This window comes from Micromonospora musae (genome assembly GCF_003626635.1).
GTDB lineage: Bacteria > Actinomycetota > Actinomycetes > Mycobacteriales > Micromonosporaceae > Micromonospora > Micromonospora musae.
This window is the reverse complement of sequence record NZ_RAZT01000003.1, coordinates 1-20,323: the sequence shown is the minus strand read 5'-3', so window position 1 is coordinate 20,323 and position 20,323 is coordinate 1. Positions and strand designations below refer to the sequence as shown.

Here is a 20,323-nt window from a genome sequence, read left to right as displayed (position 1 = left end):
GACCCGCCGGGGCGATCATCCGACCGGAGCGCGAGCGCGCGATCGGCTCGGGTTCCTCGCGGTCGGGCGGACCCACCGTCCCCGACGCCTCAACGTCCCCCAGGTCGAGCCATCCCCGACGCGAGGAGGTTTCATCCGCAGTGGGAGACGAACACATTGGGGAGGCAAGAAAAAAGGGGGGACTGCCCCCCGCCACTTCTAACTTATAGCGCACCCCGGGGCTTGCGGCAAGACCCGGGTCGTGCCGCAGAATCGCTCACCGATACCAGGACCTGCGGAAAAACGCAGTGCGGAGATCTTGCCGCGTTCAATCGGACGACAAGCGAACCAGATCGGGAGCGACGAATTGAATTCGCAGACCGCCGGCGTATTCGACCTTCCCGGCCGCCTCTCGGCCAAGGACGACCCGACGTTGATCGCCCGCGACGAACAGCACTTCGCGGCCCTGGCCGAGAGCATCGCCCAGGTCTCCGCCGACCTGTCCGAGCGCCTCGACACCGCCCGCAGGGCGCCCGGCGGCAAGGGTCGGCAGGCGCTCGACCGGGACCAGGAGGTCCGCCGGCTGGCCGCTCGCCTGCGCGCCCTGCGCCGCTTCGGCGTGGACCTGTGCCTCGGGCGCATGGTCAGCGCCGACGATCCCGAGCCGGTCTACATCGGACGACACGGCCTCACGGACAGCTCGGGGCGTCGGCTGCTGCTCGACTGGCGTTCACCCGCGGCCGAACCGTTCTTCGGCGCCACCCACGCCAACCCGATGGGGCTCGCGAGTCGCCGCAGGTATCGCTGGGCCCGCGGCCGGATCACCGACTACTGGGACGAGGTCTTCACCCCGGACGGGTTCGAGGGGCACGCCGCCGCACTCGACGACCAGTCCGCCTTCATCGCCAGCCTGGGCGGCAGCCGGTCGAACCGGATGCGGGACGTGCTCGGCACGATCCAGGCCGACCAGGACGCCATCATCCGCGCCGGATCGAGCGGCGCGCTCGTGGTCGACGGCGGCCCGGGTACGGGGAAGACAGTGGTGGCCCTGCACCGCACCGCGTACCTCCGCTACTCCGATCCCCGGCTCGGCCACCGCCGGGGTGGCGTCCTCTTCGTCGGCCCGCACCAGCCCTACCTGTCCTACGTCGCCGACGTCCTGCCCAGCCTCGGAGAGGAGGACGTGCAGACCTGCACCCTTCGCGACCTCGTTCCCGAGGGCGCCGCGGCGACCGCGGAGACCGACCCGGAGGTGGCCCGGCTCAAGTCCTCCGCCGACCTGGTGAAGGCGATCGAGGCGGCCGTCAGGTTCTACGAGGAGCCGCCGACGAAGGGAACGACGGTTACGACCGCCGACGCCGACCTCCGGCTGAGCCCCGCCGACTGGGCCGAGGCGTTCGAGGCTCCCGGACCCGGCACCCCGCACAACGAGGCGCGCGACGAGATCTGGGCGGAGCTGCTCACGATCCTGCTGGACAGGTACGACGGCGACGAGCCGCCGGACGTGGTCCGCCGGTCGCTGCAGCGCGACCGTGAACTGCGAACGGCGTTCAACCGCGCCTGGCCGCTGCTCGACCCGGCCGAACTCGTCGGCGACCTCTGGTCCGTCCCCGCCTACCTGCGCAGATGCGCCCCCTGGCTCACCAGCGACGAGGTCCGCAAACTTCAGCGCGCGGACGCCCAGGCCTGGACGCTCTCCGACCTGCCGCTGCTCGACGCGGCCCGGCAGCGGCTCGGCGATGCCGAGGCGTCCGGGCGTCAGCGCCGGCAGGAGGCCGCCGTCGCCGTCGAACGGGAGCGCCGGGCGCTGGTCGTCGACGAGCTGATCGAGGCCCACGCCTACGACGACGGCGAAGGGGTGCTGTCGAGCCTGCGCCAACTGGATCTCCAGGATGCGCTGATCGACGAGAGCGTGCTGCCCGGCACCGAACCGGACCGGCTCGCCGGCCCGTTCGCGCACATCGTCGTGGACGAGGCGCAGGAGCTGACCGACGCGGAGTGGCAGATGCTGCTGCTGCGCTGCCCGTCGCGAAGCTTCACCATCGTGGGGGACCGCGCCCAGGCCCGGCACGGGTTCACCGAGTCCTGGCGGGAACGGCTCGACCGCGTCGGGTTCGACCGGATCAACCTCGCCTCGTTGAGCGTCAACTACCGGACGCCGCGAGAGGTCATGGCGGAGGCCGAGCCGGTCATCCGGGCCGTGCTGCCGGACGCCAACGTGCCGACCTCCATCCGCAGCAGCGACGTCCCCGTCGTACACGGCTCCACCGCCGAGCTCGGCTCGATCCTCGACACCTGGCTCGCCGCGCACGGCGACGGCATCGCCTGCGTCATCGGCGATCCCACGTTCCCGGGCACGCCGCGGGTCAGATCGCTGACCCCGCAGCTGGCGAAGGGGCTCGAGTTCGACCTGGTGGTCCTCGTCGACCCGGAGCGGTTCGGGGCGGGCATCGAGGGCGCCGTCGACCGTTACGTCGCGATGACCCGGGCGACCCGGCAACTAGTCATCCTCACCAGCCCCTGACACCCGGTCACGGGGTCAAGGACATGAGATGCCGAGATTCCCGTTTACGCGCCCCGCCGTCGTGGTCGCCTCGACGTACAACTGTGCCGCCTGATCGAGGCTGGTTGCGGCGGGCAATTCTCCCAGACCGGGCCGCTCTGGGAGATCCCGCAGCTTCTCCACGAAGCTCATCAACCGGTCGAGCCGGACTCCGTACGCGTCGAGCCACTCGTTCGCCTCGTCCCTGTCGTCCGGGTCCGACGGCGGTTCGAGGCCACTGACCTCCTTGTACAGGCCGGAATGAGCGGTTTCCAGATCCTGCATGGCGGAGAGTCGTTCCTGTTGGGACTGCGCCGCGTTTTCGCGCTCGACGGCGGCGACCGCCCGCGGTTGAGCGGCCGCGCAGCGGTCGTTCACGTCCGACACCCAGTCCGCCAACGGCCGCCGGTCGAGCGCCTGCTGCCTCTCCTCCGCCACCAGACCGAGGAGCGCGCTCACCAGCACCACTGCGGCCAGGCCGGCCAGCACCCAACGGGTCCGCAGCGAAGTCGGACGAGGGATCCAGTTCGCCAGAACTGCGCCGACCATCGTGATCGCGCCCAGAATCACGATGAGGAATATCCCCCGCGCGGCAGTCATGGAGGTCATTCTCTCAGAGCAGGGCGCCAATCGGTTGTGACAGCCGGCGGCTCAGTCCAGGTCGAAGAGGGCGGCGGCGTTTCCCCAGCAGACGGCGCGCAGCCAGTCGTCGCCGAGGTCGAGCCGGGCCAGCCCGGCAAGCTGCTCGGCGTACGGGTACGGGATGTTCGGGAAGTCGCTGCCGAGCAGCACCTTGCCGGCGAGCCCCAGCTCCCGCAGTCGGGGCAGCTCCTCGGGCGGGAACGACACGAACCTGTCGAAGAACGGGGTGAACGCCATCGTGGTGTCCAGCCGGACCCGTTCGTACTCGGTGGCGAGGTCGAGGAAGGCCCGGTAGTCGGGTGCGCCGAGATGCGCCACCACCGCGGTCAGCGTCGGGTGCCGCGCGAGCAGGGCGGCGAACGGCGCCGGCCCGGTGTGCGCGGTGCCCACCGGGGCGTGCCCCGCGTGCACCACCACCGGTACGCCGGCCTCGGCGAGCAGCCCCCAGACGTCGTCGAGCGCGGGGTCGGTGGGCGCGAACCCGCCGACCTGGAGGTGCACCTTGAACACCCGCGCGCCGGCCGCCAACGCCTCGCCGACGTAGCGGGCGGCGTCCGGTTCGGGGAAGAAGGTCGCCGAGGGCAGGCAGTCGGGCGTGGTCCGGGCGAAGTCGAGGGTCCACCGGTTCAGGTCGGCGGCCATGCCGGGCCGGTGCGCGTACGCCAGCGCGCTGAACGCCCGTACCCCGAGTCGGCGCAGGTGCGCGACCCGTTCGGCGTCGCTCCACCGATAGCGGATCGGCCATTCGGCGCCGACCAGCGGCCCGGCCGCGTCGAAGTACGCCCAGACCCGGCGCAGCATCCGCGGCGGCAGGAAGTGCACGTGCACGTCGGCGAGGCCGGGCAGGCCGAGCGCCTGCCAGAAGGCGGGAACGCCCTCGTCGTCGGCGACGACCTCCGGGGTGACCCGGTCGCCGCCGTGCCAGCCGTCGGCCGGAGCGGACTCCACCGCCCGGCGTTGACCTGCGGTCACGGCGCCGGGCGGTGAGGAGCCGGGACCGGTCAAATCTCGATGTCGAACCGCTGCAGCACCGGGCGTGCCACCAGCCCGGTCGCGGCGAGCAGAGCGACGACGGTCATCACCACCCGGAGCACGACCGTCTCGGCCTTGCTGCCGGTGCGCAGCGCGATCTTGTTGGGCAGACCGATCATGGTCCACATCCGACGCTTGATCGGGATCGGCCAGAGGATCGGTACGCCGGCGCGGGTGATCATGTCACCGAGGATGTGCACGAAGCAGCCCACGCCCAGAGCCACGCCGATCAGCGGGTAACCCCGGCCGCCCGGCAGGTTGGCGTAGGTGAACCAGGCCGCCGCGAGCGACACCAGGGTGACGATCACCCAACCGGCCCGCTCCGCCCACCGGTCGAAGAGGCCGCGCAGGGCCAGACCGATGGTGAAGAAGAGGACCGCGATCACGGCCCACTTGCCGTACGCGGCGCAGAGGGCGGTGGTGCCCCAGCCGACCAGCACGGTGAACGGAATGGTGTGGGTCAGCGTCCGGTGACCGTTGCTGCGCTTCGGATCCCTGCTGAGCTTCGTCGCGTAGTAGACGCCGAGGGAGATCTTCTCCATCACCTCGGCGAAGAAGAGGCTGACCACGCCGAAGGTGCGCGCCACCGTGGCGCCACCCTGGTTGGTGGTCACCTTGCCGGAGAGGTCGAGGTCCGGAAAGAGCGCGCCGCCCGCGCACACGGCGGTGCCGACGGCGAGCGCGAGCGGCGACTGGTGGTAGTCGGCGAACTGGTCCAGCGCCCAGGAGCCGGCCAGCCACACCGTCGCGCCGGAAAGCGCATGTGAGGGACCCATCATGTCGGCTCACCCTCCCCAGGGTTCTTGAGCGCCAGAGCGAGATCACTTTAGTCAACGGCCCGGGCGGCACGGCAGCCCCCCGTACGTCCACAGAGGAACCATCAGGTGAGGGGTGCGAAGCTCTGCCGGATCATCGCGAAGTATGTCGCGTTGACCTGCCAGTCGAATTCTTTTGTCAACCATGAGACGGTGTACGCGCGCTCCGCCGAGGTGTTCGCGAAGAGCCGCGCGGTGTGCATCCGCTCGCCGGCGGCGTTGAGCCAGACGCACTCCCAGATCGCCCCGCCCGCGAAGATGTCCATCGGGGAGATGTCGACCCGGCGGTAACCCGGTAGTGACCCGCCTCCGGTGAGCCGCCGCTCCTCGGTCCGCCACCAGTGGGCCGGGTCGGCGCGGGCGGCGCTCCATTCGATGCTGAGGACCCGGGTGCCGCCGGGCTCACGGAAGCAGGTGACCGCGTCCTCGGTCCAGTTGAGCCAGTTGACCGGCGCGGCGATCCGGAACCCGCCCGGATCGGTGTGCCAGGTCCAGCCGGGCACCAGGCGGAAGCGCGCGCCGGGTGGCGGCGGCATCGACACCACGGGGCGGGCCGCGGGAGGCGGGGCGGACGCGCAGGCGAAAGCGGCCGCCGGGGCGGTGGGGCTGGCGGCGGCGCCGCCTCCCGAGGGCTCCGCCGGTCGCCTCGCCCGGTCGGTCAGGGCCACGGCGGCGCCGACCGTGGAGAGCAGTACGGCCACCGCCGCCAGGCCGAGCGCGGCACGTCGCCCGCGTCCGGCCCGCCGCACCGGTTCGCGCCTCACCGGTGGTGCCGGCGCGGCGTCCGGCGCCGGCCGTGGCGGCTCCTGCGTCGTCGCCGCGACGGGCCGTGGCGGCTCCTGCGTCGCCGGCGCGACGGGTCGGGGCGATTCGACCGGCCCGGCCGGAGCGTTCGCGGCGGCCCGCAGCAGCGGCTCGGCCTCGGCGGCGGTCAGCCGTCGCCACGGGTCCCGCTGCAACAGGCCGGTGAGGACGGGACGCAGCGGCCCGGCCCGGCGCATCGGGTCCGGCGGTTCGGTGGCCAGCGCGGTCAGCGTCGCCATCGCGCTGTCCCGCGCGTACGGCGGATGGCCCTCCACGGCCGCGTAGAGCGTGGCGCCGAGCGACCAGAGGTCGGTGCGCGGGTCGGACACGCCGTCGCGGGCGCGTTCGGGCGCCACGAAGTGCGGCGAGCCGAGGATCATGCCGGGGCCGGTCATGGCGGCGTCCCCGCCGGTGAAGGTGGCCAGCCCGAAGTCGGTGAGCACCACGCGGCCGTCGGCGGCGACCAGCACGTTGTGCGGCTTGACGTCGCGGTGCAGCACCCCGGCGGAGTGCGCGGCGCGCAGCGCGGCCAGCACCGCCAGCCCGATCCGGGCCGTGATCGCCGGGCTCAGGGGACCGTCGGCGGCGAGCATCTGCTCCACCGAACGGGACTGCACGTACTCCATCACGATCCAGGGGCTCTCCCGGTCGTGCACGACGTCGTAGATCCGGACCACGTTCGGGTGGTTGAGCCGGGCGGCGGTACGCGCCTCGCGCAGCGTACGTCGCCGCAGGTCCTCACGTTCGGCCTCGGCCAGCCAGGCCGGCGGCACGATCTCCTTGACCGCCACGTCGCGGTGCAGCATCTCGTCGCGGGCCTGCCAGACCCGGCCCATTCCGCCGGTGCCGACCAGGTCGACCAGCCGGTACCGGCCCGCGATCAGCAGCTGCCGCACAACCGCGTCCCCCTCGGTCACCCCCGGTTACACCTTAGCCACCGACGGCGGCTTTCCTCGATCGCCGTCTCGGTCAGCGTGGCGGGCGGAAGCTCGCCCGGATCGTCGCCCAGTCGCCCCCGGCGGCGGCCCAGTCCCGGTCGTCGGTGATCCAGCCGAGCATCCACCGCTCGGCGCCCGCGATCACGTCGTGGAGCCGGACCACGTGGGGATCGGCGAGCCGGGCGGCGGTCCGCGCCTCCCGCAACGTCCGGGAGCGCAGCTCGGCCCGCTCGTCGTCGGCCAACCAGGACGGCGGGACGATCTGCTTGACCGCCACGTCGCGGTGCAGCATCTCGTCGTGGGCGCGCCACACCCGGCCCATGCCCCCGCGGCCGACCTCGCCGAGCAGCCGGTACCGACCGCCGATCAGCACCTGCTGCACGCTCCTTCCCACGGCTGTCCGGCGTACACGGTAGCGAGCGGATCGGAGCCGGCCTATCAGTCGTACGCTCCGATCAGCAGGCCGCTCCGCCCGATGCGAGCAGGTTGCCCTCGGGGATGGTGATGCGGGGTCGGGGGATGCCCATCCGGGCGGTGGCGTGCCGGGCCTGGAGCGGCGGGTGTTCGCGGCGTGCGCCCAGGTAGCTGCCGACGGTGCGGGCGGCGATGGCGGCCCAGCTGTAGCGGCGGCCGACCATGCTCCGGGCCTCCCGCGCGACCCGCCGGGCGAAGACCTCGTCGCCGAGGAGACGGTCGACCGCCCCGGCGAGCGCGTCCGGGTCGCTGTGCGGGAAGGTCACCCCGGTGACGCCCGGCTCGACGATCTCGGCGAGCCCGCCGGTGGCGGCGACCGCGAGCGGCGCCCCGGCGGCCGCCGCCTCCAGGGCCACCATGCCGAACGGCTCGTAGAGGCTCGGCACGACTGTCGCGTCGGTCGCGCCCAGCATGGCGGGTAGCTGGGTGGTGTCCAGGAAGCCGGTGAACCGGACGGTGGACCCGAGCGCCAGGCGACGGGTCTCCTCCTCCAGTTCGTCGCGGTACGGCCCGTCGCCGGCGATCACCACCCGTAGCCCCGGGTGCCGCTCCCGCAGGTACGGCACGGCGTGCACCAGGTGCTGCACGCCCTTCTCGTAGACCAGCCGGCCGGCGTACCCGACCAGGGGACCGTCGGCGGCGAACCGGGCCCGGGCCGAGGCGACCGCCCGCGGCCGGGCCCGCCAGGCGCGGTCGTCGACCCCGTTGGGCACCACGTCGATCTGCCCGGTCGGCACGTCGAAGAGGGTGGCGACCTGGTCGCGCATGTACCCGGAGCAGGCGATCACCCGGGTCGAGGAGTTGCTGAGCCAGTGTTCGACGCCGTGGATGGTGCGGTTCATCTCCTCGGGGAGCCAGCCCTGGTGTCGGCCGGCTTCGGTGGCGTGGATGGTGGTGACCAGGGGCAGGGCCAGGTGCTCGGCGAGGGTGACCGCGGTGTGGGCGACGAGCCAGTCGTGGGCGTGGATGACGTCGTAGTCGCCGGCTTCGGTGGCGCGTAGGGCGGCGCGGGTGAGGGTGTGGTTGAAGGCCATGGTCCAGGCGAGGAGGCTGTTGGTGGCGAGGGGGAAGGTGACGGGGTCTTCGGCGGCGCGGATGATGCGGACGCCGTCGGCGTACTCCTCGAGTGGGGCGCCGTCGGCGTGGCGGGTGACGACGGTGACGTCGTGGCCGGCGGCGGCGAGGGCGACGGAGAGGGCGTGTACGTGTCGGCCGAGGCCACCGACGAGGACGGGCGGGTACTCCCAGGAGAGCATGAGCACCCGCTGGTGCCGGGCGGGCAGGATGTCGATCACTTCGGCGTCAGCTGACACGCGGCCCCCTTGAGTTGTCTCCGGGCACGCGCCGACCGACACCGATTCCGGTGTCTCCGTCGCGTGTGGGATCGACTCCCATCCTGCCGGTACTGGGATAACCAGCGGAGACACACTCGTTGCGCTCGTGTAAAGCGCTATCGACCTGGGCGTCGTACCCGCAGCAGCTCGGCCACCGACCAGGCCTGGAACGGGCAGCCCGTCGCCGCGTGCGGTGGCAGCCCGTCGGCCGTCTCGCTCACCGAGCCGAGCCCGTACTCGCCCAGATGGGCTTCCAGGCCGACGAAGTTGTCATCGACGGGAATCCCAGCCCGGCGGGCGGCGTCCACGTACGGCCCCAGCAGCCACGGCCAGACGGTGCCCTGGTGGTAGGCGCCGTCCCGCTCGGCCGGCCCACCCCGGTGCCGCCCGGTGAACTCCGGCGCGTCCGGGGCGAGGCTACGCGGACCGAGCGGGGTGAGCAGCGCGGCCGCGATCCGTCGCAGCGCCGGCTCGTCCGGCTCCAGTGGCCCGTACGGCAGGGACCAGGCCAGCAGCTGATTGGGGCGCAGCGAGTCGTCGTCGTGGTACGTCGCCCCGCCCAGCGGGTACGCCGGCGCGGGCGCGTCCACCACGTCGTGCAGCCAGCCGCCCGGCGCGGGATAGCGCTTACGGAAGGAGGTGACCGCCTGCGCGTGCAGCCGCCGCAGCTCCCCGGCGTCCCCACCGGTCGCCTCGGTCAGCTCGGCGAGCCCGGCCAGCCCGTTGGCCCAGAGGGCGTTGACCTCCACCGGCTTACCCGTGCGGGGCGTCACCGGCACCCCGTAGACGCGGGCGTCCATCCAGGTCAGCGCTGTGTCGGTGGTGCCCTGGGTGAGCAGGCCGTCGGCCGGGTCGACGACGATGCCGTACCGCGTGCCGGCCAGGTGCGCGTCGACGACCCCGCGCAGCGCCGGCAGCAGCTCGGCGGCGAGGTCGGTGTCCCCGGTGACCGTCACGTGCCGGTCGACCGCGTGCAGGAACCAGAGCGTGGCGTCGACGGTGTTGTGCTCCACCCGGCCCGTGTCGGCGGTGTTCGCGAGCATCCCCTCCGAGAGGGTCGCCGCGTACGAGCGCAGCAGCGCCCGGCCCAGCTCCGCGCGGCCGGTGCGGAGGAAGAGCCCCTCGTACGAGATCATCGTGTCCCGCGACCAGGCGCCGAACCACGGGTAACCGGCCACCACGTCCGCGGCCGACGCGTCGGTGCGCACCACGAACGCGTCGGCGGCGAGCACGAGCGTCGCCTCGACGTCGTCGGTGGGTGACGCCTGCGCCACCACCTGCCGGTTGCGCCGGCGCGCCACCTCGATCACCTCGGTCGCCGGCATCGGATCGAACTCCAGCGGCGCGGCCCAGGCCAGCACCGACACCGTGTCGCCGGGCCGGTCCAGCGCGCCGGAGAAGCCGCCCGCGTACCAGAGGTCCTCCGTCGCGGAGAGCCCGCGCGCCGCCTCCTCCCGGTGGTGCACCCCGAACCACCACTGCCCGGCGGGCGTCCAGTTCGGGCCGGCGAGCCGGAACGCGCCCTCCACCACCGCCCCGCCCGCCACCGGCTCGACCCGCAGCGCGGGGCCGTCGGCCCGGCGCTCGCCGTGCGCGTCGCGCCAGGTGCAGGCGGCGGCGAGCTCCAGCCGTGCCGGGCCGCCGGAGACGAGCCGGTGCACCACGGCCACGCAGGAGCGCCCGCGCAGCATGGCCAGCTCCCGCTCGATCACCACGTCGCCGATCCGCCACCGCCACCGTGGCACCCCGTCGACCAGCTCGAAGCGCTCCAGCAGCTCGAAGCCGCGCGGGTCCACCGTGCCGGAGGCCCACTCGTGCGCGCCGAGGCGTACCCGCGCGCCGGAGGGGAGCAGCACCGCCGGGTCGAGGCTGACCAGCCCCACCCGCCGGGTCGCGGGCCGCTCGCCGGCCACCACCAGCAGGCCGTGGTAGCGGCGGGTCCGCAGGCCGCTGACCGTGCCCATGGCGTACCCGCCGACGCCGTCGGGCACCAGCCACTCCCGGCTCGCGCCGCTGGTCAGGTCGGTGCAGATCTGGGGGCCGAAACGAATGTCGATCAACTTTCCTCCACCGGCAGCGGCGTGCCACACGCCACGACGAAAATGGCTCCTGTGGTCAAGTTCCCGGGCGGCGTCGAAGATGTGCAGGTGATCTCTGACCGTTCGCCCTCCGACGCGCCGCCCTCCGACGCCGAGCGGACCCGGCTCGCCAGAGCCGACGCCGGCGAGCAGGACTGGCGCGCATGGGGCCCCTATCTGTCCGAACGGGCCTGGGGGACGGTGCGGGAGGACTACAGCGAGCACGGTACGGCCTGGGACTACTTCCCGCACGACCACGCGCGGTCCCGAGCGTATCGCTGGAACGAGGACGGCATGGCCGGCGTCTGCGACGACCGGCAGACCTTCTGCTTCGCGCTGGCGCTCTGGAACGGTGCGGACCCGATCCTCAAGGAGCGGATGTTCGGGCTCGGCGGTGACGGCGGCAACCACGGCGAGGACGTCAAGGAGTACTGGTGGTACGAGGACTCCACGCCGACGCACTCCTTCATGCGGTGGCGCTACCACTACCCGCAGGCCGCCTTCCCCTACGACGAGCTGGTCGCCGTCAACGCGCTGCGCGGCCGGGACGACACCGAGTACGAGCTGGTCGACACCGGGGTCTTCGACGACGACCGGTACTGGGCGGTGACCGTCGACTACGCGAAGGCCTCGCCCACGGACATGTGCGTCGTGGTCACCGTGGCGAACCGGGGGGACCGGGCGGCCAGCCTGCACGTGCTGCCCACCCTCTGGTTCCGTAACACCTGGGCCTGGGGGCTGCCCGGCGCCGACCGGGTGCCGAGGCTCACCGGGGAGGGGGCACGGCTGGTCGGCGAGCACCGGGTGCTCGGCCAGCTGCTGCTGGAGGGCGACGGCGCGCCGACCCCGCTGCTCTGCGACAACGAGACCAACTCCGAGCGGCTCTGGGGGCTGCCGGGCCGCTCCCGCTACCCGAAGGACGGCATCAACGACCACGTGGTCGACGGGGCGGAGACCGTCAACCCGGCGCGGGAGGGCACCAAGGGGGCGCTGCACTACGAGCTCGACGTACCGGCGGGCGGGCAGCGGCAGATCCGGCTGCGACTCACCCGCACCGCCCCGCCGCCGGTCGGCGATCCACCCCCGGCGGCCGACCTCGGCGCGGGCTTCGACGCGGTGCTCTGGGCGCGGCGGGCCGAGGCCAACCACTTCTTCGCCGGCGTGATCCCGGCCGCGGCGACCGCCGACGAGGCGCTGGTGGCGCGGCAGGCCATCGCCGGCCTGCTCTGGAGCAAGCAGTTCTACCACTTCGACGTCAAGCGGTGGCTGGAGGGCGACCCGGCGTCGTCGGCACCGCCGGCCGGGCGCCGGCACGGGCGCAACAGCCAGTGGTGGCACATGAACAGCTTCGACGTGATCTCCATGCCGGATCCGTGGGAGTACCCCTGGTACGCGGCGTGGGACCTGGCCTTCCACTGCGTCAGCCTCGCCCGGGTCGACCCGGGCTTCGCGAAGTCCCAGCTGCTGCTCCTGCTCCGGGAGTGGTACCTGCACCCCAACGGGCAGATCCCGGCGTACGAGTGGGCGTTCGGCGACGTGAACCCGCCGGTGCACGCCTGGGCGGCGCTGAAGGTGTTCGAGATCGACGGCGGCCGGGACCACGAGTTCCTGGCCCGGGTTATGCAGAAGCTGCTGCTGAACTTCACCTGGTGGGTCAACCGCAAGGACGTCGGCGGCGACAACGTCTTCGAGGGCGGCTTCCTCGGGTTGGACAACGTCGGACCCTTCGATCGCTCCGCCGCGCTGCCGGTGGCCGGGGTGCTCGAACAGTCCGACGGCACGGCCTGGATGGCGATGTACGCGCTCAACCTGCTCGACATCGCGATCATCCTGGCCGAGCACGACCGGACCTGGGTGGAGACCGCCACGAAGTTCTTCGAGCACTTCGCCTACATCGCCGCCGCCGCGTACGAGCAGGGGCTCTGGGACGACGAGGATGCCTTCTTCTACGACGTGCTGCGGCTCGCCGACGGCACCAAGGTGCCGTTGAAGGTCCGCTCCGTCGTCGGGCTGCTGCCGCTGGCCGCCGTCACCCGGCTGACCGCCCGTACGCTGCACCACCTTCCGGAGCTCGGTGACCGGCTGCGCTGGCTGCTCACCAACCGGCCCGAGTACGCCGGGGTGATCGGCGCCCGTCGGCTGGGACCGGACGGGCGGCAGCAGCGGCTGCTCTCCATGGTCGGCCCGGAGCAGATCGTTCCGCTGCTCGCGCGGATGCTGGACGGCGACGAGTTCCTCTCCGAGTACGGTCTGCGCACCCTCTCCCGGGCGCACCTGGCGGAGCCGTTCTCGGTCACCCTCGGTGGCCAGGAGTTCCGGGTCGGCTACGAGCCGGCCGAGTCCACCAGCGGACTCTTCGGCGGCAACTCGAACTGGCGCGGCCCGATCTGGATGCCGACCAACTTCCTGCTGGTCAGCGCGCTGCGCGACTACGCGGCCTTCTACGGTGACGACCTCCGGATCGAGTACCCGACCGGCTCCGGGGAGAAGCGGACGCTCGACGAGATCGCCGACGACCTCTCCACCCGGCTGATCTCGCTCTTCACCCGGGACGGCTGGGGGCGGCGACCGATCTACGGGGCGGCGCAGCTCTTCCAGACGCATCCGGACTGGCGGGACCTGCTCTGCTTCCCGGAGTACTTCCACGGCGACAACGGCGCGGGGCTCGGCGCCTGGCACCAGACGGGCTGGACGGCGCTGGTCGCCGACCTGATCCTCACCGTGCGTCGCTGACGCCTCGATGGTGCCGGTTCGCGCGCTCAGGCCGCGAGGCTGCGCGTACGGCGTCGCCGCCAGGCGAGACTGATCGCCTGCAGGACGAAGAACGTGCCGCCCGCGGCGGTGTAGAGGATCAGCATGTCGAGGCTCGGGCCCATGCCGACGGCCGCCGGGAGGTAGGTCGCGCCGGCGATCACGGAGAGGACGCCGGCGATGAGCATCGGCCACTGCCGGCCCAGCTCCGGCGTGCGCCGACGCAGCGCGACGCTGACCTGCGCCACGCCTGAGACGATGGCCCAGGCGCCGAACGTGAAGAGCACCGCGCCGATACCGCCGACCGCGCTGAGCCCGAGACCGAGGGCGGCCAGAGCGCTGAGCGCGATGTTGAAGACCTGGAGCTTGCGGGCCGGGGTGCCCGGATCCTCGCGTGCGTCGAGCAGCGAGGCGACCACGTCGATGAGCGGGTAGGCGATCAGCAGGATGACCGTGGGGGTCGAGAGCGAGTCATGCACGGCGGCGAAGCCGGCGGCCCAGCCGATCGCGATGAGGCCACGGATCAGGTAGATGCGGAGCAGGGCGGGCATGTGTGTTCCAACTTTCTCTGCGGTTCGGGTTCCGCCGACCACTCTCACCGTCCCGAGCGTCATCCGTACCCGGGTACGACCCTGGCCCGATCCCTGGTCCCGCACCGGCCGCGCCGGCCGGCGAGGGTCCGGCGGGCACGGATGTCGTGCCGCCCGCGACCCTGGTCCCGTGGGACCAGGGAGACCCCCGGGGGCGACCGGCCGGCCGGGTGGACGAGGATCCGGGCATGCTCAGTTTCGACGTGGTGGTGATCGGCGCCGGGCCCGGCGGCGAGGTGGCGGCCGGCCGGTTGGCCGAGGCCGGCCTGGACGTGGCGATCGTGGAGGCCGACAAGGTCGGCGGCGAGTGCTCCTACTACGCCTGCATACCGTCCAAGGCGCTGATCCGCCCGGGCGCGCTGCTCGCCGAGGCGCGCCGGGTACCGGGAGCCGCCGCCGCGGTGGGCTCGCTGGACGTGCCGGCGGTGCTGCGCCGCCGGGACGAGCTCATCGGCGACCTGGACGACAGCGGGCAGCTGCCGTGGCTGACCGACCGTGGCGTCCAGCTGATCCGCGGCTGGGGTCGGCTGGCGGGGGAGAAGCAGGTCGCGGTCGGCGACGAGATCCTGGAGGCGCGCCTCGCCGTCGTCCTCGCCGGGGGCACCCGCCCCGCCCTTCCGCCGATCGACGGTCTCGCCGAGGCGAAGCCGTGGACCAACCGGGAGGCGACGACGTCCGGCACGATTCCGGAGTCGCTGATCGTGATCGGCGGCGGCGTGGTCGGCGCGGAGATGAGCCAGGCCTACAGCTCGCTCGGCGCCCGCGTCACCCTGGTGGTGGGCGGGCGAGGGCTGCTGCCCCGGGAGGAGGACTTCGTCCGCGCCGAGGTCGGCAGGTCCCTCGCCGAGCAGGGCGTGGAACTGCGCGACGGACGACGGGCGACTGCCGTCCGCCGTGCCGACGACACGCGGGTGACCGTCACGTTGGACGACGGCAGCACGGTGACCGCCGACGAGGTGCTGGTCGCGGTGGGGCGCGAGCCGCAGGCCGACGACCTCGGCCTGGCGAGCGTCGGTGTGGAGTCCCGCGGCTACGTCACGGTCGACGAGCGGATGCGGATCCCGGGCGTGAACTGGCTGTACGTGGTGGGCGACCTGAACGGGCGCGCGCTGTTCACGCACATGGCGAAGTACCAGGCGGCGATCGCGGCCGACGACATCCTGGGCCGGGACATGGTCGCCACCCACCTGGCCGACGGTCTCGGCTCGCCCCGCGTGATCTTCACCGAGCCGCAGGTCGCCGCGGTGGGGCACACCACCGCGACCGCCGAGGCGGCCGGGCTGCGGGTACGCGTCGTCGACGTGCCGACCGACGGGAACGCGGGCGGGGCGTACGCCGGCGGGGTCGGCGGCACGAGCCGGTTCCTCATCGACGAGGAGCGTGACGTGCTGGTCGGCGTCACCATCACCGGCACCGCGGTGGCCGAGTTCCTTCACGCCGCCACTATCGCGATCGTCGGCGAGGTCCCGGTCCGCCGGCTGCGGCACGCGATCCCGGCTTTCCCGACGCGCAGTGAGATCTGGCTCTACCTCTTCAACGCGCTGGGGATCTAGGGAGCGGCTGGGGTGGGCCACTGCTCTCACCGGCCCACCCCTTCGTCGACTATCCGTCACATCTCCGATGCGCTCCGTGGTAGTCACTACGCTCGGCGGAGTGTCCGGACCAGACGACGGCGGGGATGCGCTGATTGTCGAGACCGCTTCGCGGCTCGCGGAGATCGAGGGGTGGGCCGCGGTGACCCCTCGCCGCCTCGCGGAGCGGGCCGGCGTCGACGTCGGTGACCTCTACCGGCGTTTCCCCAACCCTGACTCGATCATCGCGGCGGTCGCCCTGCGGGGCTTCGCCGACCTCACCACCCGGCTCACCGAGGCCCGCCAGGCCGTCTCCGATCCCTGCCGGGCCTGGGCCGCCGTGGTGAGCGCCTACCTCGACTTCGCGTACGCCAATCCCGAGGTCTACGACGCCATGCTGGCCCACACCCCCGACCTGACGCTCGGCGCCGCCGCGGTTCCGGCCGCCCCGCGCGCCGCCTTCGCCGAGCTGCGAGCGGCGCTCGCCCCGCTGACCGCCGGCCGGGACCAGGACACCCTCGCCGAGGTCGGCTGGAGCGTCCTGCACGGTCTGGTGATGCTGACCCGGGGCGGGCGGCTGCGACCGGGCACGCAGGAGGAGCGGGAGACGCTGATCGCCCAACGGCTCTTCGCCCGGCCCTGAATAGCCGCGCGGTTACTCGCTGGGCCGGTGCGGGCCGGTGGACTAGAGTCCCCGCCCGGAACGGGCCGACCCGCCGGGTGGCCGGCGTGGTCGGGGCATCGGGCCGAGGACCGGCCTGGACGGGAGGGAACCCGATGACGTGGGACGGGAACGATCGCCGCCGGGCGCAGGTGCTGGTCTTCGACGCCGACGACACGCTTTGGGAGAACAACCTCGTCTTCGAGCGGGTGATCGACGACTTCTTCGCCTGGCTCGACCATCCCACCCTCGACCGGGTCCAGATCCGGGCCATCCTCGACGACATCGAGCGGGCCAACACGGTGGCACACGGCTACGGCAGCAAGGTCTTCCTGCGCAGCCTGGCGGAGTGCCTGGAGCGGTTGCGCGAGCGGCCGGCCACCGACACCGAGCAGCGGGAGATCGAAGAGTTGGCCATGGCGCTGGTGGAGCGCCGGATCGAGCTGATGCCCGGGGTGGCCGACGCCCTGGACGAGTTGGCCGGTCGGCACGACCTGCTGCTGCTGACCAAGGGTGACCGCGAGGAGCAGCAGCGCAAGCTCGACGGCTCCGGGTTGCTGCACCACTTCCGGGCCGCGCACATCGTGCGGGAGAAGGACGTCGACACGTATCGGTGGCTCGTCGGTGAGCACGGCTTCGACCCGTCCGACGCGTGGATGATCGGCAACTCGCCGCGCTCGGACATCCTCCCCGCCCGCGCTGCCGGGATGCAGGCGGTCTTCATTCCGAACGAGAACACCTGGGTGCTGGAGGACGAGGAGTTGGATCCGACCGACTCCGGGGTCCTGCGTCTGGCCGCCTTCCCCGACCTGCTCCGGCACTTCTGAACGCGCGGCCGCCGATGCGGGCAGTACGGCCCGTCCCGAACCGGAACAGCGCCCACGGCGTCGGCCGTGTTACGTCGACATGCCGCTTTTCGATGTTGACAGTAATCACCCCTGCGATCGCCGCGGCGTGCCTTGTCCGGCCCGTCGGGCGGTGCCTAACCTGGTCCGACGTTCGCGGCCCTTCGGGGTGAGCCGTGAGCGCACGAAGTTCGGTGTGGGGCACATGGAGCTGAGTGCATGCGGGCGGCTCGTGATGGTGAGTCGGCGTGGGCGACGTGCCACGCGCACGCCTTCGCCACGGCGACGCCTGCTGTCCACGCCGGACGGTGGGGTCAGGGTCGGGGAGTTGCGGACCCGGCCCTGACCCGCACAGCAACCGAGGCGACGAGAACGCCGCACCTGAGCTTCCGTTCTACTCGATTCGTGGCGACGTGTCGGTTCTCAGCCAAGATTTCAGGCTGGATGCGCCTGACCTGCGAACGGGAAGCTTGCGCGCCCCTGCTCAGCCAATCGTTGTCCCCAACGATGGTTTCAGTAGGCAAATGGAGCGAGACCCCAGCGCCGGGCCCGAGGACCAACCGGGGTAGCCGCCCGCCCGCCGCTGCACGGCGACTGACGGCAAAGGATGTGATCGAAGGCGGTCGACATCGGCGACACTCTCGTGCTGCAGGGGTTGTTGATAAGAACCGCGACACCAGGCGCCAAATAGTTGCGATCGGCGGCTCCCGTGCACCCGCCGCACCAGCTGAGACCGGAATGATCAGCCAGCATTCTAGCTGTAACCGCGTCGATGGATCGAGGCTGAGAGCAATCGCAGGCGGGTCGGACGGCTGCCAGGGCCAGACACGGCCCCGGCCGATCGTCAGATTGTGCTCATCGCAGCGACGACTGTGGGCAGCAGCGCCATGGCGAACGCCGCGAGTTGAACCAGTCGCCGCGGCCCGGGCCGGCCAAGTTCGCTGATGCCGCCGTTACCGAAAATGACGGCCACCGACAGCGGCAGCAACATCTTGATCACGTTCAGTCATGACCGTTGCTGCCGGTCAACAGCATTGGTCTTGTGGAACCATGGCTTCGGACGGAGGAATGAAGAGAGGACAGGCGCATGGCGCTTGCACCGGGCATTCGTTGGTCGGCAGCGTTGACCGCTGGCTTGCTGCTGGGCGGCTGCAGCAGCAAGCCCCCGGCACCAGTCCCGTCGACCACCGGACCCGGGAGCACTGCACCCAACGGCACTCCGTCTGAGAGTGCCGGACCCACGAGCGATGGACCCGACAGCACCGCGAAGGCGGCCGGAACACTCGCCACACCTCGATCGATCGCCTGCGCCAGCAACGAGGCACACATGCAGTCCAGTGGTCTGCCGACCGATGACGATCTCATCGTCGGCTCCGTTTCCTGGCCGGGCCTGCGGAGCTGGGCCACGGCCGACCCGGCGGGCTTCAACGGCGGTGAGCGCGACAGCTACAAGGTTGGGGCTCTGATCAAGGCTGGCGCCGTGGTGACGGTTGCCGTACCTAATTCGATCAAGCACAAGGTCGGGCTCAAGTACGGGCAGAGTTGGGCCTACGAGCCCGCTCAGTCGGTCACATTCCACGGCTGCCAAGACTTTGACACCGCGTACGTCGGCGGCTTCTACGTGGTCGGCCACCGGTGCGTTCCGCTGGACATCACCGAGCGTGGCAAGCCGCCGGTCCGGGTCACGATTTCATTCTTCGCCGGCCGGTGCTGAGCGGGTGCCTTCCCGCCCCGGTACTTGGCCTTACCTGCTCGAAACGTCAGTCCAGGCTCGCTGCGCGGCGGCGGCCTGTTCGGCGGCCAAGGGTGTTGCCGCATGAGCCCCCTGGCGGGCCGGCCCGCCAGCCGGCCCACCTGCGAAACTGCCCGGCCGTCCATCACACCGCCCGGGACGTGGGTCCCACAGTCCCGTCGACAGCGACGACCTGCCGAGCCAGGGCACGTTGCCATCTCATACGCGCTCGGTGAGGTTGGCCTAGTGTGAGTCGCGTGGTTGCCGAATCGATCAGACGCGGCGAGCTGAGGCGTTCAGCGAGAGCCGACACGACGCCTGACGACGGCCCGCCGGCGACCGGTGCCGACGCGCCGCCGCGATTGTCTCGCCAGTTGGACGAGTACCTCGCTGCCATCGCGCTCCATCCAGCTAACCGCTGGTTGTCGCATCGGCTGGCCGGGAACGAGTAGCAACCGTGGCCGACCCCAGACCTCCCATCCGTTGGACGTGGGGGTGGGATGTCCCGCGTCACACTCCGTAAGCCGAAAGCCGGTGGTGACCTAGCCTGACCAGGTCAGGCCGCTCCGCTCGGGAACTTCGTCGGCCGTGGCGGTCCCGCACGCGGTGGAGAGGATGTCGATGATCAAGATCAAGGTGTCGCGGGTGCGGCCGGAGAAGGTCGACCGGCTCAAGGCCTGGCTCGCCGAGGGCATGCGCCGGGCCGACGAGATCCGGGAGACCTTCGTGAACGAAGGCGTCACCCACGAACAGGGTCTCCTGCTCTCGACAGCGGACGGACCGGTCTTCGTCTACGTCGTGGAGTGTGCCGACTACGAGGCGGCCGCGAAGGCCTTCCGGGATTCGCCCTTCCCGATCGACGCCGAACACAAGGCCGTTCTCGCCGAGGTGCTCGACGGCGAGGTGGAGGCGCCTCTCTTGCTCGACGTGCGTCTCTGAGAAACGGTCATCGGCCCGCCGGCCCGCCGGCCCCTGTCGAGCCGGCATGCATGTCAATATTGCCTGCATGAAGCGGAGAACCTTCGTGCTCTGCGCGGCCGCCGGTGTGGCGGCTCCGGCCATCCTCGGTCCGACGACCGCCGCCGCGCCACGGGGGACCGCCGCGTCGACCGCCACCGGAAAATCCGCGAAGGACAACGGAGCCTGCGAGGTACGAGCCCGACCACCGTTTGTTGGCCTGGTAATAGTGCCGCACGAGGTCGGGGAATTCCTGCCGCAACCGGCCTGAGGAGACGCCCTCGAGGGAGTTGACCAGCCGGGCCACGGCCACCTTGGGCGGGTGGTTAACGAGCAGGTGGACGTGGTTGTTCTCGCCGTTGAACTCGACCAGCTCGGCCTCGAAGTCGGCGCACACGTCCCGCATCGCGAAAACACAGCGTTTACCGGTGCGGATACGTTCAAGCTCTGCCCTAAGGCGTGTTTCATAAGCCCGGTCAGAGCCATTCGCAGATGATGGTGATGGTCAGGACGGCCTGGAACCGGACGGCCAGCTTGTCGTAGCGGGTGGCCACGCCGCGGTGGCGCTTGAGTCGGGC

Annotated in this window: 15 protein-coding genes and 3 pseudogenes; 7 read left to right on the top strand and 11 right to left on the bottom strand. The window is 71.7% G+C overall.

Annotated features, from left to right (window positions below; all coding sequences use genetic code 11):
• Window positions 1-346: 346 nt before the first annotated feature.
• Complete coding sequence (gene helR, locus D7044_RS05950) at window positions 347-2,503, top strand: RNA polymerase recycling motor ATPase HelR (RefSeq protein WP_120688254.1); 2,157 nt, start codon at window positions 347-349, stop codon at window positions 2,501-2,503.
• A 15-nt stretch (window positions 2,504-2,518) separates the two neighbouring features.
• Here helR and D7044_RS05945 read toward each other — a convergent pair whose 3' ends face one another.
• The 7 genes and pseudogenes from D7044_RS05945 to D7044_RS05915 form a co-directional block, all read right to left on the bottom strand.
• On the bottom strand, window positions 2,519-3,121 hold the full coding sequence (locus D7044_RS05945; RefSeq protein ID WP_147434594.1) for a hypothetical protein: 603 nt from the start codon (window positions 3,119-3,121) through the stop codon (window positions 2,519-2,521).
• A gap of 51 nt (window positions 3,122-3,172) precedes the next feature.
• On the bottom strand, window positions 3,173-4,111 hold the full coding sequence (locus D7044_RS05940; RefSeq protein WP_120688252.1) for an amidohydrolase family protein: 939 nt from the start codon (window positions 4,109-4,111) through the stop codon (window positions 3,173-3,175).
• A gap of 53 nt (window positions 4,112-4,164) precedes the next feature.
• Entirely contained in the window at window positions 4,165-4,974 is an 810-nt protein-coding gene (locus tag D7044_RS05935) for a metal-dependent hydrolase (RefSeq protein WP_120688251.1), read from the bottom strand.
• 101 nt (window positions 4,975-5,075) lie between these two features.
• Window positions 5,076-6,731, bottom strand: a complete 1,656-nt coding sequence (locus D7044_RS05930) for a serine/threonine-protein kinase (RefSeq protein WP_411710964.1) — start codon at window positions 6,729-6,731, stop codon at window positions 5,076-5,078.
• 160 nt (window positions 6,732-6,891) lie between these two features.
• Window positions 6,892-7,074, bottom strand: a pseudogene (locus D7044_RS33495) (serine/threonine-protein kinase); the annotation flags it as partial.
• A 133-nt stretch (window positions 7,075-7,207) separates the two neighbouring features.
• Window positions 7,208-8,539 (bottom strand): glycosyltransferase family 4 protein, encoded by a 1,332-nt coding sequence (locus D7044_RS05920; RefSeq protein WP_199716509.1) that lies wholly within the window; start codon window positions 8,537-8,539, stop codon window positions 7,208-7,210.
• A gap of 137 nt (window positions 8,540-8,676) precedes the next feature.
• Window positions 8,677-10,620 (bottom strand): amylo-alpha-1,6-glucosidase, encoded by a 1,944-nt coding sequence (locus tag D7044_RS05915; RefSeq protein ID WP_120688250.1) that lies wholly within the window; start codon window positions 10,618-10,620, stop codon window positions 8,677-8,679.
• A gap of 42 nt (window positions 10,621-10,662) precedes the next feature.
• Between D7044_RS05915 and D7044_RS05910 the strand changes: the two genes are divergently transcribed.
• Window positions 10,663-13,371 (top strand): MGH1-like glycoside hydrolase domain-containing protein, encoded by a 2,709-nt coding sequence (locus D7044_RS05910; protein ID WP_120688249.1) that lies wholly within the window; start codon window positions 10,663-10,665, stop codon window positions 13,369-13,371.
• A 26-nt stretch (window positions 13,372-13,397) separates the two neighbouring features.
• On the opposite strand, the gene D7044_RS05905 is transcribed toward D7044_RS05910, so the two are convergent.
• Window positions 13,398-13,940, bottom strand: coding sequence for a DUF308 domain-containing protein (locus D7044_RS05905; protein WP_120688248.1), 543 nt, complete (start codon window positions 13,938-13,940; stop codon window positions 13,398-13,400).
• Between the two features lie 227 nt (window positions 13,941-14,167).
• Here D7044_RS05905 and D7044_RS05900 point away from each other — a divergent pair, with 227 nt between their 5' ends.
• From D7044_RS05900 to D7044_RS05890, 3 genes are all read left to right on the top strand, one after another.
• Complete coding sequence (locus D7044_RS05900) at window positions 14,168-15,532, top strand: dihydrolipoyl dehydrogenase family protein (RefSeq protein WP_120688462.1); 1,365 nt, start codon at window positions 14,168-14,170, stop codon at window positions 15,530-15,532.
• Window positions 15,533-15,632: 100 nt separating this feature from the next.
• On the top strand, window positions 15,633-16,193 hold the full coding sequence (locus D7044_RS05895) for a TetR/AcrR family transcriptional regulator (RefSeq protein ID WP_233564887.1): 561 nt from the start codon (window positions 15,633-15,635) through the stop codon (window positions 16,191-16,193).
• 134 nt (window positions 16,194-16,327) lie between these two features.
• Window positions 16,328-17,038 (top strand): HAD family hydrolase, encoded by a 711-nt coding sequence (locus D7044_RS05890; protein ID WP_120688246.1) that lies wholly within the window; start codon window positions 16,328-16,330, stop codon window positions 17,036-17,038.
• A gap of 862 nt (window positions 17,039-17,900) precedes the next feature.
• Here the strand turns inward: D7044_RS05890 and D7044_RS32245 are convergent.
• Window positions 17,901-18,056, bottom strand: a complete 156-nt coding sequence (locus D7044_RS32245; protein ID WP_158609408.1) for a hypothetical protein — start codon at window positions 18,054-18,056, stop codon at window positions 17,901-17,903.
• Between the two features lie 327 nt (window positions 18,057-18,383).
• On the opposite strand from D7044_RS32245, the gene D7044_RS05885 reads away from it, so the two are divergent.
• A complete protein-coding gene (locus tag D7044_RS05885) occupies window positions 18,384-18,770 on the top strand; it encodes a hypothetical protein (protein WP_120683441.1) in 387 nt (128 codons plus the stop codon).
• A gap of 639 nt (window positions 18,771-19,409) precedes the next feature.
• Window positions 19,410-19,727, top strand: a complete 318-nt coding sequence (locus D7044_RS05880; RefSeq protein ID WP_120683442.1) for a DUF6176 family protein — start codon at window positions 19,410-19,412, stop codon at window positions 19,725-19,727.
• A gap of 199 nt (window positions 19,728-19,926) precedes the next feature.
• On the opposite strand, the pseudogene tnpA reads toward D7044_RS05880, so the two are convergent.
• Together tnpA and D7044_RS05870 are read right to left on the bottom strand one after the other, a co-directional pair.
• A pseudogene (tnpA, locus tag D7044_RS33490) lies at window positions 19,927-20,166 on the bottom strand (IS200/IS605 family transposase); the annotation flags it as partial.
• 55 nt (window positions 20,167-20,221) lie between these two features.
• Window positions 20,222-20,323 (bottom strand): annotated as a pseudogene (locus tag D7044_RS05870) (IS5 family transposase); the annotation flags it as partial.